This window comes from Streptomyces sp. NPDC104761, from assembly GCF_055583445.1.
In genome coordinates this window covers 41,213-54,595 of sequence record NZ_JBVJNZ010000020.1, presented here as the reverse complement: position 1 = coordinate 54,595, position 13,383 = coordinate 41,213, and the positions used below count along the sequence as shown (strand labels likewise).

The window sequence follows — 13,383 nt, the reverse complement described above, 5'->3', positions numbered from 1 at the left end:
GGAGACCCCCCCCCCCCCCACCCCCCCCCCCCCCCCCCTCCCCCCCCCCCCCCTCCCCCCCCTCCCCCGCCACCCCTTTGTCCCCGTCCTGTCGTTCTCCCCCCCCCCCGCCCCCCCCCTGGACCCCGCCGGGCGCACCGTCACCCGCGACGGTGCGCCCCTGGAGGTGACCGGCCGGGAGGCCGCCGTGCTGGAATACCTGCTGCGGCGCAAGGGCTCCGTCGTCTCCAAGGCCGAACTGCTGGAACACTGCTGGGACGCCCACTCCACCGGCGACCCGGCGATCGTCGAGGTCCTCGTGCACCGGCTGCGGCGCAAGATCGAGAAGCCGAGCGGTCCGACCGTCATCGAGACCGTGCGCGGCAAGGGATACGTCATCAGAAGCGAGAAGACATGACCGGGCTCGCGCACGCCTGGCGCCGTCTGGCACACGGCGCGCGCCCTCGCACCGTGCGGACCCGCGTCACGGTCGTCGCCGGTCTCGCGCTCACCGCGGCCGTCATCATCGCGCTCCTCTTGATGTACCTGCTGCAGGTCGGTCAGGCCAAGCGCACCATCGCCGGGCAACTGCGCACCTACGCGGTCCAGATCGAGCAGTCGGCCACCGGCGGGGCGTTCCCGCAGCCACTGCCGCCGTCGGTGCTCGACGCGCAGGCCCAGTCCCAGGTCCTCGCGCCGGACGGGACCGTCATCGCCTCGACACGCAATCTGGCCGGCAGGCCGGCTGTGTTCGCCCTTGCGGCGGATGCCACGACCCCGGTTCGGCAGAAGGCCGCCGACGGCGTCCTTCCCGGCGAGCTCTCCGTCCTCGGCGAGCACACCAAGGTCGGCGGCCGACCGGTCACCGTCATCACCCTGACCGCCACCAGCCAACGCGACCAGGTCGACGAGACCTTCGCCCGGCTGCTCGTCACCGGCGTGCCCGGCACGCTCCTGGTGGCGTGCGGCACCGTGTGGTGGGTGGTCGGCCGCGCGCTGCGGCCGGTGGAGCAGATCCGGCGCACCGCCACCGCCATCACCGCCGCCGAGCTGTCCCAGCGCGTCCCCGAGCCCGGCACCGACGACGAGATCGGCCACCTGGCCCGCACCATGAACGACATGCTGGCCCGGCTGGACGACTCCGCCGCACGGCAACGCCGCTTCGTCGCCGACGCCAGCCACGAACTCCGCAGCCCCCTGACGGCCATCCGCACCGGCCTCGAGGTCGGACTCGCCCACCCCGACCGCGCGCCCTGGCCCGACATCGCCGCGCGGGCCGCCCGGGGGACCGAACGCCTCGAAGCGCTGATCTCCCAACTCCTCGCCCTGGCCAGAGCCGACGCCGGAAAGCTGGCCGCGCGCCGGCAAGTCGTCGACCTGTCCGCGATGCTCGCCGAGATCCGGGCGACGACCACGGCGCCGCACCTGGAGATCGAGCTGGCGGTCCCGGCGCACACCACGGTGACCGGCAACCCGGAGGACCTGTCCCGGCTGTTCCGCAACCTCATCGACAACGCCGCCCGGTACGCGCGGACGAGAGTGTCCGTCACGGCGGGGGTCGAACCGGACGGCCTCCGGGTCGAGATCGGCGATGACGGACCGGGAATCCCCGCCGAGGAACGCGAGCGGGTCTTCGACCGCTTCGTCCGCCTGGACGAAGACCGGGGACACGGCACCCGCTCCACCGGACTCGGGCTGCCCATCGCCCGGGAGATCGCCACCGCCCACGGCGGAACGATCGCACTCACCGAGACCGACGGCGGCGGAACGCGCGCCGTGGTGGCCCTGCCGCGCTGACCTGAAGCGTGGCGTCCGAAGGCACAGGTCGGCCCGGTCAGAGTGACGCGGTGCAGGCGGCGGCGTCCATGCCGGCCACGGAGGTGTAACCGCCGTCGACCAGGTGCCGGTCCGACAGCAGGTGCAGCCGACCGAGGCGAGCGTGGATGCGGGCAGTGCCTGGCTGTCCGCGCTGGAGACGGCGGTGGCCACGTCGGTGAAACCCGGACATGCCGCATCGCCATGCGGGGCCCTGGTCACTCGAGGAGTCGCGGCGGAGATCCCGGAGAGCCGGTGGATGCCGCGGGAGTACTCGCCGAAGTCGCCGGGTCGCGAAGCCATGGAGCACTCCCTGAAAGGGGGCGGTGACGAGCAGAGCCTCACGTCGCCCGGATCGCGTCCGCCGGGGGCGTGCGCAGGGCCTGGCGGGTGGGGAGTTCGATCGTGAGGAAGGCCGTCGTCGCGATCGTCGCCGCGATGGCGGGGAGCAGCCAGGCCGGGCCCGCCGGCCAGGGGCGGTCGAGGAAGCCCTGGCCGAGGAGGGCGAGGGGGAGGGTGGAGAGGAACAGGCCGGAGACGAGCGCGGCCGCGGCGATCACGGTCGCCTCGCGGCGCATCATCGCCCGGATCTGCCGCGGCGTCGTGCCGACCAGCCGCAGCGCGGCGATCTCCGTGCGGCGCTGGGCCGTGGCCGCGACCAGCTTGTTGGCGATGCTGAGGAGGAGGTAGCCGAGGAGGACGACGATCGTCGCGAGGTTGATCCACACCTCGGGCGGGGTGTCCTGCTTGCCGCCGAAGGCCGTTGCGGACGTGGACTCCAGGACGAGGCCCGGGCGGGACGCCGTCAGAGCGGCCAGTGCACGCCGCGCCGTCGCGGTGCCGTCCGTGCGGACGAGGAGGCTCTGGGCGAGGCCGGAGGTGGTGTGGCCGGCCGCGAGGTCCCCGGAGACGATCAGCGAGCCGAAGCCGAGGCCCCGGTCGTACACGGCCGCCACCCGCGCCTCGGTACGCGTGCCGTCGCCGAGGACCAGCCGGATCCGCCGGCCGAGTCCGGCGTCCCGCGAACCGGCGGCCTCGCTGCTCACCGCGACCGTGGCGCCGGTCAGGCCGGCCAGCCCGCCCTCCCGCACGCCGGGGTCGAGGACCCCGGCCGCGTCCGGCGTGGCGATCAGTGCCGGCACCGACTCCACATCGGGTTCGCCGAACATCTCGTAGGGCCAGATGACAGTCGTCGAGCCGACGGGCGCGGCGGACCGCACTCCGGGCAGCTTCTGTACGGCGTCCCGCGCGCCGGCCCACAGGCCACCGAGGGCCGGTGCGCTCAGCCGGTACTCGGCGAGTGTGCCGGTTCGGGTGTCCTGTGCGGTCGCCGCGAGGACGGTGGTCTGCGTGAGGGTGTAGGTCAGGACGAACACGACCGCCATGGCCAGCGGGCTGACCACTCCGGCGACCCGCAGTGCGTACGCCCGTACGTTGGCCAGGGCGAGCCAGGTGGGAGCGGGCGTCCCAGGCCGCAGCCGTCGTACGGCCCGCTCGCCGAGCGACCGGACCAGGGCCGGGCCGCACAGGGCCAGGCCGATCGCGGCGACGATCCCGGCGATGGAGGTGGCCGACGCGCCGATCACCGTACGGGTCAGCAGCGGGGTGACGGACAGCGTGCACGCGGCGGCGATCAGCAGAACTCCGGTGAGGGTGCGGGCCTTCGACGGCTTGCGCGGTTCGCTGCGGGACTCGGCGACGGCCTCCGTCGCCGGCATCCGGGATGTGCGCCAGGCCGCGCCCCGGGCGGAGACCTGCACGGTGAGCGCGAGCAGGAGGAGGGTGACGAGGGCGGGCAAGGGCCCGACGGTCAGGGGGAGTTCGGGGGGCAGGACGCCTCGGTCGGCGAGCATGTCGTGGAAGCGGCCCGCGAGGAGGTAGCCGAGGGCCACTCCGGGGGCCAGGGCCACGGCGGCCACGACGGAGGACTGCGCGGCGGCCAGTCGGCGGATCTGTCGCGGGGTCGCCCCGACCGCCCGCATCAGCGCCAGGTCACGGCGCTGCCCGGCGATCGACACACTGAGCGCGCCCGCCGTGACGAACCCGGTGATCAGCAGCACGATTCCGCCCAGCGAACCGGCCAGCAGGACCAGCAGCGAGCGGGCCGTGCCGACGCCCGGCGCCACGGTCTCGCCGATGTCCGCACCGGTGCGGACGGTCAGCCCTGTGCCGGCCACCCGGCCGCGCACCGCGTCGGCGACCTGCTCGCCGGTTCCGGGCGCGGTGCGCAGGCCGATCAGGTCGTATCGGCGCGCGGCGTCGCGGCCCGCGAGCCGTGCGGCCGTGGCGTCGGCGAAATAGACGCCCGCGCCCGGTGCGTCGACCACCGCGGCGACGCGACAGCGCACGGCGGGGCGGCCGCCCGCCACGACCTGGACGCGGTCCCCGGTGCGCAGCCCGGCCGCCGCCGGGACGGCGACCTCGTCCACCCCGGCCGGCGCGCGGCCGCTGACGCGTGGGTGGGCCAGCAGCTTGGTGGAGGACCAGCCGTGTCCGGCCGCCGCTGGGTCGTCGGCGGTCGGTACGACCCTTCCGCCGGCGTCGACCAGCGCGGCAGGGAAGCCGAGGTCGCCCACCACGGCAGTCACCCCGGGCAGGCCCGAGAGCCGGCCGACCAGCGACGACGGGACCCGGGCGCGCTCCGGGAGGGCGAGCGGCAGATCGCCGTCCGGGTGGTACTCCTGGTCGGCCGCGACGACGATGTCCGCGCCGCCCAGCCGTCCCGGCGGCAGCTGCGAGCGCAGCCCGGACTCGGCCAGCACACCGGTGCCGGTGATCAGGGCGGCCCCGCCGAGTACCGCGCACACCACGGCGAGCAGCGCGGTGAGCCGGTGCGCTGCCATGCGCAGGGCGATGGGGAGGAGAGGGAGGCGGGAAGGGGTGCGGAAGTGCTCGGACATGGGTCAGCGGTCTCCCAACGCGACAAGTCGCTCGGCCAGTTGGGGCGCGGTGGGGTGGTCGAGGGCCTCGACCACCCGTCCGTCGGCCATCACCAGAGCCTGGTGGGCGCGGGACGCGGCGGCCGGGTCGTGGGTCACCATCATCACCGTCTGGCCCAGTTCGTCGACCAGGGCGCGCAGCAGCTCCAGCACCTCGTGCGCGCTGCGCAGATCCAGTGCGCCGGTCGGCTCGTCGGCGAACACGACGGCTGGCCTGGCCGCCAACGCCCTTACCAAGGCGGCGCGTTGCTGCTGGCCGCCGGAGAGTTCGGCGGGGCGTCGGCCGAGCCGGCCGGCCAGGCCGACGCGCTCCACCAGCGCCGCGATCCACTCCCGGTCCGGGGCCCGGCCGGCGAGCCGCAGCGGCAGCGTGATGTTGTCCTCGAGGGTGAGGGACGGGATCAGGTTGTAGGCCTGGAACACGAACCCGACGCGCTCGCGCCGCAGTTCGGTACGGCGGTTCTCGTTCAGGCCGACGATCTCGTGTCCGTCGATGCGGACGCTGCCCGAGGTCGGCGAGTCCAGCCCTGCCGCGCAGTGCATCAGGGTGCTCTTGCCGGAGCCCGAGGGGCCCATCACGGCGAGGAAGGTGCCGGGCCTGACGGTCAGGGACACGTCGTCGAGGGCCTTCACATCGCCCGGGTAGGTCTTGGTGACGCGCTCCAGCGCGATGGCGGGCGCGGTGACCCGTACGGCGGTCGACGCGAGGTTCACCGGCGGCCGCCCTTCAGACGGCGCAGGACGAGGGTGATGGCCGCGAGTCCGGTGACCGTGCCGCAGGCGAGGTTCACGGCGACACCGGCGGCGGCGTAGGAGGCGACCATGTTGGCGACTGCGCTGATCACCAGGACCAGCCAGAGGAAGACGCGGGTGACATCGCCGCGGGTGACGGGCGGGGCGGGGGCGTCGTGGGTGACGTACGGGGCGGGGGCGTCGTGGGCGCTCGGTCGGTGGGGGTCGATGGTCGCCATCGCGGGCTCCTTCGGCGGGGATGCGGCTGGTGTCTCGGCCGGCGTCCCGGCTGATGTCTCCGACGCTACGGACCGCGCCCCCCTCGGCCGATCCCGCCAACAGCCGGATCGTAAGTACAGCCTGCTGTACTTACGGCGAAGTGGGCCTGCCCTAAGGTCGTTGGCGTACGTCAGAAGCGGAGTGAGCATGACGACCACCGAGCCCACCGGCACCGCGGACACCCCGGACACCGCGGACGCCGACCCCGGCGCCGAGCGTCCGCGGGAGATCGCCGTCCGGGCCCTGCGGGCCTCTGGTGCCGCGCTCAGGCAGCTCGTCGGCGGGCTCGGCACGGCGGTGATGGCGCTGGGCGTGCTGGTGCTGGCAGCCGTCGCCGCGGTGACCACGCCGGCCGGCGTGGGCCTGCTGCTGGCGTCGGTCGTCGTCCGTACCCTGCACGCGCTGGCCGAACGGGAGCGGAGGCGGCTGGCCCGCTGGGGGCCCGAGATCGTCGCTCCCAACCCGCCGCCGACGCTGCGGGCCGCCCTCACCGACCCCACCACCCGGCGCGAGCTGCGGTGGGCGCTGCGTCACGGCAGCCTCGGGTTCCTGTTGGGGCTGCTCGGGGTGTGGCTGCCGTTGGCCGCGTTCCGGGACACCCTCTTTCCGCTGGTGTGGCCGTTCGCGCCGGCGGACACGAGTAGCACGTCCTTCGGGTTCGGGGCGGCGCGCACCTGGCCGGAGGCGCTGTCGGTGAGCCTGGTCGGCGTCGGCTGGATCGCCGTCATCCTGGGCCTGACGCCCGGCATGGCGCGTCTTCAGGCCCGTGCCGGGCGGACGCTGCTTGCCGCCGGGCCGGACACCGACCTGTCCCTGCGGGTGGCCGAGCTGACCGCGACCCGGGCCGCCGCGCTCGACGCCCACGCCACCGAACTGCGGCGCATCGAGAGGTCGTTGCACGACGGGACGCAGAACCGGATGGTCACGGTGACGGTGCTGCTCGGCGCCGCCCGGCGGATGGCCGCCCGGGATCCGGAGCGAGCCGACGAACTCCTCGAACGTGCCCAGAGCGCCGCCGAGCAGGCGCTGGCCGAACTGCGCGCGGTCTCCCGCTCGATCCTCCCGCCGGTGCTGTCCGACCGGGGGCTGGGTGGGGCGCTGTCGGGTCTCGCCGCCGAGTGCCCGGTGCCGTGCCGGACGGATGTGGAGGCGCCGGAGCGGTGTGCGGCGTCCGTGGAGGCCACGGCGTACTTCGTGGTCGCGGAGGCGCTGACGAACATCGCCAAGCACAGCGGGGCGAGCGGGGCGGCGGTCACCGTGCGGTCGCGGGGCGGTCGGCTGCATCTGCGGATCGAGGACGACGGGCGGGGCGGCGCCGACGAAGAGGGCGGCTCCGGGCTGACCGGCATGCGTCGGAGGGTGGCGGCCCATGACGGTACGCTCCGCGTGACCAGCCCGGCGGGCGGGCCGACGGTGCTCGACGTGGACCTGCCCTGCGGCACCTGACGTTCTGGAAGCCCGCCGGCCGGTCCATCGAACTGCCCTGTCCTACAAATGAGTTGGTTGCCGACATGCGAATCGTGATGGCCGAGGACGACCCGTTGCTGCGCGAGGGGCTCGCCCTGCTGCTGGGTGCCGAGGGCCTCGACGTGGTGGCGAAGACCGGAACGGCCGAGGAGGTCCTGGACGCCATCGAGGAGCACAAGCCGGACGTCGCGATCCTCGACGTACGGATGCCGCCCACGCACACCGACGAGGGCATCCGCGCGGCGGTGGAGGCCCGGCGCCGCCGCCCCGACCTCGCCGTTCTCGTCCTGTCCGCGTACGTCGAGCAGAGCTTTGCCACCGAGCTGCTCACGGGCGGGGTGGGCGGAGTCGGCTACCTGCTCAAGGAACGGGTCGGCCGGGTCGAGGAGTTCCTCGACGCGTTGCACCGGGTGGCGTCCGGCGGTACCGCCATCGACCCAGAAGTGGTCGCCCAGCTGTTCACCCGGTCCCGCCAGGACACCCGGCTGGAACGGCTCAGCCCGCGTGAACGGGATGTCCTCGCCCTGATGGCCGAGGGCCTCGGCAACAGCGCGATCGCGGAGCGCCTGGTGGTCACGGACGGTGCGGTCCACAAGCACATCCGCAGCATCTTCGCCAAGCTCGACCTCTCCCCGGCGGACCAGGTGGACCGCCGGGTTGCGGCGGTCCTGCACTACCTGGAGGACGCGAGGCGACGGGGGCGGTGGTACTGACCCGAGAGGTCGAGGACGCGGCTCGGCCGCCGGGCTGAGCCGGCCGGCCCGGACGCCCTGCATCGGCGTCCTGCCCGGTGCACAGTCGCCGAGAATCGCGATCCGCACAGCGGCCCTGCGAGCGCGCTCGCGGGCGCGTGCCCATGAGAGTGTGGAAAGGATCAGCGGGCGGGGATCCGCTGTCGCGTCGGATCGAGGAGAAACACCATGTCGAAGCCCCCGCTCACCCCCGAAGCGGTCGCCATGATGAAGAAGGCGAACCCGGCGGTCATCGCCACGCTCCGGTCGGACGGTCAGCCGGTTTCCACCGCCACCTGGTACCTGTGGGAGGACGACGGCCGCATCCTGGTCAACATGGACGAGGGCCGCAGGCGCCTGGAGCACGTGCGCAACGATCCGCGGGTCACCCTCACGGTGCTGGACGAGGCCGACTGGTACAACCACATCAGCGTCATCGGCCGAATCGCCGAGATCCAAGAGGACAAGGACCTCACCGGCATCGACCGGCTCAGCAGGCAGTACACCGGTAAGCCCTACCCGCAACGGGACCGGGTGAGGTTCAGCGCCTGGATCGAGATCGAGCGCTGGCACGGCTGGGGGGCCCACAAGGACAGCAACCAGGCGGCGCCCGCGTCGTAGCGGCAGGCGGCGCCCGCGTCGTAGCGGGCTCACCCGCGGGATCGCGGTGGCCCCTGGCGGTTCAATAGGTGCCGGTTCCGGTGACTTGCAAGGAGTGAGCGCGATCCGCCACCACGCAGTGTCTACGGCCCCGGTCCGGCAACGGCGAAGGCCCGGTCGCGCCGCGGCGGGGGAGTCCGCGGCGTGACCGGGCCGGTGTGCCGTCCCGGCGGGGCTCAGCCGCCCCAGGACGTGTCGTCGCAGCGGAGCTGCGGCAGACAGTCGGCCGTCGTCACGGACGACGGCCGCGCGGGCTCCGTGTGCTGGGCGACCCCCACGAACCCGAATGCCACAAGGGCGGTGACCGCCGCACAGAACCGGACACGCCGTGCGCAGATGAGACGCTTCATCACCAAATCTCCTGTAGTCGTGCTTCGTTGCTCGTTCGTCGTGCTTCGTGCGCTGTTCAGTCGCGGCGGGCCGGCTCGGCTTCCGCAGTGAGCGAGCCTGCCATCAAGGGCAGGGCACACAGCAGCAACTGCATGCGGTTGCGCGCGCCGGTCTTCGCCCGGATGCGGCGGACGTAGGTGTCCACGGTGTGGCGGCTGAGCGCCATGCGCTGGGCTATCGCGTCGTACGTCAGTCCGTCCGCCATGTGCACCAGCACCTGTCGCTCCCGTCGGCTCAGTGGCGCGGCCGGGGCGGTGACAGCGTGGTCCATTCGCTTGCAGCCCTCCTGGTCGTGAGGCGGGTAGCCGACTCCGAAATCGCCGGACCGCGCATTGGTGGTGTGCCGTCCGGTGTGGGCGGGTCGGGAGAGGGGATCCCGAGCGATGCCTGGAGAGCCGTACCCGCCGGGCCAGGCCCTCCGGGAGGAAATCCTGGCTCGGGAGCGGGGTCCAGCGGGGCGCGAAGCCGGGTCATCAAGCTGCCGTGCAAGAAAAGGAGGAACGAATGAACCGGGACAAATGCGCGAATCGGTGACTCATGCGGACCTCACCACCCAACCGCTGACCTGCACCGCCCTAGCATGGCGGCTGTGCGGCGGCCGGTGCACTCCGGCCGTCCGCGCCGGGACCGGCTGCGAGGAGGGCATGTGCGCACAGTGCGGGTGGCGGGCGCCGAGTTCGACGTACGGGACGAGGGCGAGGGGGACACCGTGCTGCTCGTGGCGGGCGGCGGGGCCTCCGGGCGGGTCTGGGACCTGCACCAGGTGCCCGCGCTGCGCGCGGCCGGTTTCCGGGTGCTCACCTTCGACCGGAGGCCGCTCAGGAATCCGCCGGCGGCCCCGGATCCGCACACGGCCGCCGTCGAACTGCTTCATGTTCTTGCGGAGTTGGACCTCCCCCATTGCCGGGCCGTCGGCGTCTCCGCCGGGGCCGAGGTGGTGCAGGAGCTTATGCTCGCCCGGCCCGGCCTGGTGACCGGGGCGGTGCTGATGGCCACGCGCGGCCGGGGCGACCTGTCCGGCAGAGCGATGGCCGACGCCGAACGGGAGCTGGCTGCCGCCGGGGTGCGGCTGCCGCCGCGCTACGCGGCGTGGCAGCGCGCCGTACTCAACCTGTCGCCCGCCACCTGGCGGCGCGAGGACGAACTGCTCGACTGGCTCGACCTGTTCGAGGCGGCCGAGCGCGCCGGGACGGCCCCGGTGCCGGTCCCGGCCGACGGCGAGCCGGCGGACCGGCTCGCCGCGCTCGGCCGGGTGACCGTCCCGGTCCTCGTGCTCGGCTTCGAGCACGACCTGATCGTGCCCCCGTGGCTGTGCCGCGAGGTCGCCGCTGCCCTGCCCTCGGCGCTATACGCCGAAATCGCGGACTGCGGGCACTACGGGTACCTGGAGCGGCCCGCGGAGGTGAACAGCGCGCTGCTGGGGTTCCTCACCGGCGCGCCCTGACCGGGTCCGTACCGGTCAGCGCGGCTCGCCGGACTCGCGCAGCACGTCCCCGAGCAGCCGGTGAGCCAGGGCCAGCCGCTCGCTCGCGGACAGCCGCGCCAGCGCCGGCCACAGCACGTCCGCGCCGCCCGCGGACGCGCCGCCGGTCGCCGCGGTGACCGGCGCCGGCGACGGGGCGTCCGCCGCCTCGGGAGCCTCGGGAGCCTCGGGAGCCTCGGGAGCCTCGGGAGCCTCGGGAGCCTCGGGAGCGTCGGCCGCGGCCGGGGCGGCGAGCAGGCCGGCGACCGACGGGGCGGTCAGCAGGTCCTGGAGGGCGATCTCCCAGCCGTGGTCGTGCTCCAGGGAGCTGACCAGGCGGGCCGCGTCCAGTGAGGATCCGCCCAGTTCGAACCAGCCGCCGTCCAGGTCCTCCTGGCCCAGGTAGGTGCGGGCCAGCTTCAGGGCCTGGGCGTGCACGTCGTCCGTCGGGGTCATCGCTTCGTTCTCCTTCTCGGTCGGGTGGAGCCGGGGTGCAGGGCGGTCAGGGCAGGGTGGGGGTGTCGGGGGCGGGGCGGATCGCCGGGTCCGGCGGGGTGCCGGACTCCGGGGGCGGCGCGGCGAGCCGTTCCCGGGCCACGGCGGTGAACGCCGGACGGCCGGTCCGCACGCCCAGCAGCCCCACGTGGGCCCAGCGGAACGACGCCCGCAGCAGGACACGTTCGCGCAGGCCCGGCTGGACGGTGCCGCCGCCGCGCCGGTACGCCGACAGCAGCCGGTCGAGCAACGGTCGGCCGCCCGCCAGGTACGGGTCGACGAAGTCCGCCGCCGGATCGTCGATGGCGGCGTTCGTCCAGTCCAGGACCCCGGTCACCGCGTCCGAGCCGGGGCCGACGAGGGTGTGTCCCGGATGCATGTCGCCGTGCGTGAGCCGGGCCTGGTGGGCCCAGTGCCGGTCGTCGTCCAGCCAGGACCGCCAGTGCGCGTACCAGCGCTCGGGAAGCGGCACCGCGGTCCGGGCCTCCGTGAGCGTCCGGGTCAGATCCTCGCGCGCCAGCCCCGGTTCGCGCGGCGGGACGCCCGCGTCCACGGCCTCCTCCACGGGCACCCGGTGCAGGGCGGCGAGGGTCGCCGCGAGCGAGGTCACGTACCCGGTGCCGGGCCGCCCGCCGCCCGCAGCGGGGTGCCACTCGTAGCGCAGGGCGGCCGGGTCCTCGAACCCGGCGGGGGCACCCCCGAGCCGGCGGTACGCGATGAACGCTCGGTCGGCGTGCTCCCAGCGCGGCACGGCCACCGGCAGCGCGGGCCTGACCGCCGCGAGGACGCCCGCCTCCACGGCGATCCGGTCGGCGCTGCGGCTGCGGCGGGGCAGCCGCAGGATCCAGTCCGCGCCCTCGGTGTCCTCGACCTCGACCACCCGGAAGTCCCAGCCCGCGTCGTTGAGGACCGCCGTCCCCGGGCGCAGGGACAGTCCGCGGGAGGCGGCCGACTCCAGGGCTGCGGCGAGCACCTCGCGCGGGTCGGCGGCCGTCACGCGGAGGCCGTCCGGTCGTCGCCCGCGCCACCGGCTCCCGAGACGGACGCGCTCTCGTCGGAGCCGTCCGCGTCCCGCCGCGCGGTGCCGGTCAGCGAGCCGCCCAGGACGTAGTCCGCGGGGATGTCGCGCAGGGTGCGCAGCGGCGAGCAGTAGATCCACAGGAACGACAGGGTCGTCGCGAGTCCCGCGATCCACAAGGTGGTCCGGGCGCCCAGGAGTTGGCCGAGGAGTCCGCCGAGGACCGCGCCCAGGGGCAGGGTGCTCCACACCAGCAGCCGGTTGAAGGCGCTGACCCGGCCGAGCAGCCGGTCCGGGGTGATGGACTGGCGGAAGGTGACGACGATGACGTTGTAGACGACCATGCCCGCCGAGGAGACGAACAGGCCCACGCTGACCAGGCAGAGCCGCCACCCGGTGTCCACCAGCGGCACCATCGTGAAGCCCGCGCCCGCCACCAGGGTGGCCGTCCAGATCGCAGGTCCGTGTCCCAGCCGGCGCGCCGCCCTGGCCGCCAGCACCCCGCCGAGCAGGCCGCCGATGCCCTCGAAGGTCAGCAGCAGACCGATGACGCCCGCGCTCAGGCCCAGGTCACGGGCGAGCAGGACCGGGATCATCGGAGTGCCCAAGGCCCAGAAGAGGTTGAAGCAGGCGGTGCTGAGGGAAGTGCGCCGCAACAGGACGTCGCCCAGGACCGCGCGCAGTCCCTCGGCGGCGTCCTTCCGCCACGAGACGGGCTTCCCGTCGGCGTGGCCGGGCAGCGGCTCGCGCCCCCGCACCAGCAGCACGCAGACCGCCGACCACAGATAGCCGCCGACCGACACCAGGACGGCCACCGGCGCGGCCAGCGCCTGCACCAGGGCGCCGCCGAGCCCCGGGCCGGCGGCCTGGGCCGCCGACTGGACCACCTGGAGCCGGGTGTTCGCGTCGATCAGCCGCTCCCGGGGCACCAGTGAGGGTACGTAACTCGCGTACCCCACCTCGAAGAAGACGGTGAGCAGGCCGAACACGAAGGCCACGGCGATGAGCTGGGCGGCCGTGAGCAGGCCGGTCCACCAGGCGATCGGGATCCACAGCAGCAGTGCGGCACGGGCGACATCCGTGGCCAGCAGCAGCGGGCGCTTGCGCACTCGGTCCGCCCACACGCCGGCCGGGACACTCGCCAGCAGGTAGGGCAGAGACTCGGCGGCCGACAGGGCCCCCACCTCCAGCGGGGAGGCGTCCAGACTGACCACCGCCACCAGCGGCAGGGCCAGCGTCAGGATCTGCGTGCCGAATTGACTGATGCTGTCCGCGAGAAAGATCTGACGGAAGTCGCCCAGCCGCAGAATGCTGTCGGCCGGAATTTTTGGGCGCATGGCAGTAATAGTGCCATGGAGAACTCGCGAGGTCACTAGTGCGTCGGCGTGAGGAGTGCGAAAGCGGCCGCCGCCGGGC

15 protein-coding genes are annotated in these 13,383 nt (G+C 74.0%); 6 read left to right on the top strand and 9 right to left on the bottom strand.

Translation table 11 applies throughout. The features are described from left to right. Positions 1 to 166: 166 nt before the first annotated feature. Together ACZ63F_RS37875 and ACZ63F_RS37870 are read left to right on the top strand one after the other, a co-directional pair. Positions 167 to 397 (top strand): winged helix-turn-helix domain-containing protein, encoded by a 231-nt coding sequence (locus tag ACZ63F_RS37875; protein WP_469718183.1) that lies wholly within the window; start codon positions 167 to 169, stop codon positions 395 to 397. Continuing rightward, entirely contained in the window at positions 394 to 1,776 is a 1,383-nt protein-coding gene (locus tag ACZ63F_RS37870; RefSeq protein ID WP_469718182.1) for a sensor histidine kinase, read from the top strand. Before ACZ63F_RS37875 ends, ACZ63F_RS37870 begins: the two co-directional genes overlap by 4 nt. Before the next feature lie 37 nt (positions 1,777 to 1,813). Here the strand turns inward: ACZ63F_RS37870 and ACZ63F_RS37865 are convergent, their stop codons facing one another. From ACZ63F_RS37865 to ACZ63F_RS37850, 4 genes are all read right to left on the bottom strand, one after another. Beyond that, complete coding sequence (locus ACZ63F_RS37865; protein WP_469718180.1) at positions 1,814 to 1,987, bottom strand: hypothetical protein; 174 nt, start codon at positions 1,985 to 1,987, stop codon at positions 1,814 to 1,816. Between the two features lie 148 nt (positions 1,988 to 2,135). Further along, the gene (locus tag ACZ63F_RS37860) at positions 2,136 to 4,694 is read right to left on the bottom strand and encodes an FtsX-like permease family protein (RefSeq protein WP_469718179.1); all 2,559 of its coding nucleotides are present in this window, start codon (positions 4,692 to 4,694) and stop codon (positions 2,136 to 2,138) included. Positions 4,695 to 4,697: 3 nt separating this feature from the next. After that, complete coding sequence (locus tag ACZ63F_RS37855) at positions 4,698 to 5,447, bottom strand: ABC transporter ATP-binding protein (RefSeq protein WP_469718178.1); 750 nt, start codon at positions 5,445 to 5,447, stop codon at positions 4,698 to 4,700. Beyond that, on the bottom strand, positions 5,444 to 5,704 hold the full coding sequence (locus ACZ63F_RS37850) for a hypothetical protein (RefSeq protein WP_469718176.1): 261 nt from the start codon (positions 5,702 to 5,704) through the stop codon (positions 5,444 to 5,446). Before ACZ63F_RS37850 ends, ACZ63F_RS37855 begins: the two co-directional genes overlap by 4 nt. Before the next feature lie 187 nt (positions 5,705 to 5,891). On the opposite strand from ACZ63F_RS37850, the gene ACZ63F_RS37845 reads away from it, so the two are divergent. From ACZ63F_RS37845 to ACZ63F_RS37835, 3 genes are all read left to right on the top strand, one after another. Beyond that, a complete protein-coding gene (locus ACZ63F_RS37845; RefSeq protein ID WP_469718175.1) occupies positions 5,892 to 7,190 on the top strand; it encodes a sensor histidine kinase in 1,299 nt (432 codons plus the stop codon). 65 nt (positions 7,191 to 7,255) lie between these two features. Continuing rightward, positions 7,256 to 7,924, top strand: a complete 669-nt coding sequence (locus ACZ63F_RS37840; protein WP_469718174.1) for a response regulator — start codon at positions 7,256 to 7,258, stop codon at positions 7,922 to 7,924. Positions 7,925 to 8,131: 207 nt separating this feature from the next. Beyond that, entirely contained in the window at positions 8,132 to 8,563 is a 432-nt protein-coding gene (locus tag ACZ63F_RS37835) for a PPOX class F420-dependent oxidoreductase (protein ID WP_469718173.1), read from the top strand. 215 nt (positions 8,564 to 8,778) lie between these two features. Here ACZ63F_RS37835 and ACZ63F_RS37830 read toward each other — a convergent pair whose 3' ends face one another. Both ACZ63F_RS37830 and ACZ63F_RS37825 read right to left on the bottom strand, forming a co-directional pair. Further along, on the bottom strand, positions 8,779 to 8,952 hold the full coding sequence (locus ACZ63F_RS37830) for a hypothetical protein (RefSeq protein WP_469718171.1): 174 nt from the start codon (positions 8,950 to 8,952) through the stop codon (positions 8,779 to 8,781). A gap of 56 nt (positions 8,953 to 9,008) precedes the next feature. Beyond that, positions 9,009 to 9,263, bottom strand: coding sequence for a response regulator transcription factor (locus tag ACZ63F_RS37825; protein ID WP_469718170.1), 255 nt, complete (start codon positions 9,261 to 9,263; stop codon positions 9,009 to 9,011). A 375-nt stretch (positions 9,264 to 9,638) separates the two neighbouring features. Between ACZ63F_RS37825 and ACZ63F_RS37820 the strand changes: the two genes are divergently transcribed. After that, the gene (locus ACZ63F_RS37820) at positions 9,639 to 10,436 is read left to right on the top strand and encodes an alpha/beta fold hydrolase (protein ID WP_469718168.1); all 798 of its coding nucleotides are present in this window, start codon (positions 9,639 to 9,641) and stop codon (positions 10,434 to 10,436) included. 15 nt (positions 10,437 to 10,451) lie between these two features. Here the strand turns inward: ACZ63F_RS37820 and ACZ63F_RS37815 are convergent, their stop codons facing one another. From ACZ63F_RS37815 to ACZ63F_RS37805, 3 genes are read right to left on the bottom strand one after another with little or no spacing between them, the layout of a single operon-like run. Next, positions 10,452 to 10,910 (bottom strand): acyl carrier protein, encoded by a 459-nt coding sequence (locus tag ACZ63F_RS37815; protein WP_469718167.1) that lies wholly within the window; start codon positions 10,908 to 10,910, stop codon positions 10,452 to 10,454. Between the two features lie 46 nt (positions 10,911 to 10,956). Further along, on the bottom strand, positions 10,957 to 11,946 hold the full coding sequence (locus tag ACZ63F_RS37810; protein ID WP_469718166.1) for a macrolide 2'-phosphotransferase: 990 nt from the start codon (positions 11,944 to 11,946) through the stop codon (positions 10,957 to 10,959). After that, on the bottom strand, positions 11,943 to 13,304 hold the full coding sequence (locus ACZ63F_RS37805) for an MFS transporter (protein WP_469718165.1): 1,362 nt from the start codon (positions 13,302 to 13,304) through the stop codon (positions 11,943 to 11,945). The genes ACZ63F_RS37810 and ACZ63F_RS37805 overlap by 4 nt, the downstream gene beginning before the upstream one ends. Positions 13,305 to 13,383: the final 79 nt, after the last annotated feature.

Coding starts and splice junctions, on each gene's coding strand:
- ACZ63F_RS37870 (WP_469718182.1), top strand. CDS start 394: ATGACCGGGCTCGCGCACGCCTGGCGCCGTCTGGCACACGGCGCGCGC.
- ACZ63F_RS37865 (WP_469718180.1), bottom strand. CDS start 1,987: ATGTCCGGGTTTCACCGACGTGGCCACCGCCGTCTCCAGCGCGGACAG.
- ACZ63F_RS37860 (WP_469718179.1), bottom strand. CDS start 4,694: ATGTCCGAGCACTTCCGCACCCCTTCCCGCCTCCCTCTCCTCCCCATC.
- ACZ63F_RS37850 (WP_469718176.1), bottom strand. CDS start 5,704: ATGGCGACCATCGACCCCCACCGACCGAGCGCCCACGACGCCCCCGCC.
- ACZ63F_RS37845 (WP_469718175.1), top strand. CDS start 5,892: ATGACGACCACCGAGCCCACCGGCACCGCGGACACCCCGGACACCGCG.
- ACZ63F_RS37840 (WP_469718174.1), top strand. CDS start 7,256: ATGCGAATCGTGATGGCCGAGGACGACCCGTTGCTGCGCGAGGGGCTC.
- ACZ63F_RS37835 (WP_469718173.1), top strand. CDS start 8,132: ATGTCGAAGCCCCCGCTCACCCCCGAAGCGGTCGCCATGATGAAGAAG.
- ACZ63F_RS37830 (WP_469718171.1), bottom strand. CDS start 8,952: ATGAAGCGTCTCATCTGCGCACGGCGTGTCCGGTTCTGTGCGGCGGTC.
- ACZ63F_RS37825 (WP_469718170.1), bottom strand. CDS start 9,263: ATGGACCACGCTGTCACCGCCCCGGCCGCGCCACTGAGCCGACGGGAG.
- ACZ63F_RS37815 (WP_469718167.1), bottom strand. CDS start 10,910: ATGACCCCGACGGACGACGTGCACGCCCAGGCCCTGAAGCTGGCCCGC.
- ACZ63F_RS37805 (WP_469718165.1), bottom strand. CDS start 13,304: ATGCGCCCAAAAATTCCGGCCGACAGCATTCTGCGGCTGGGCGACTTC.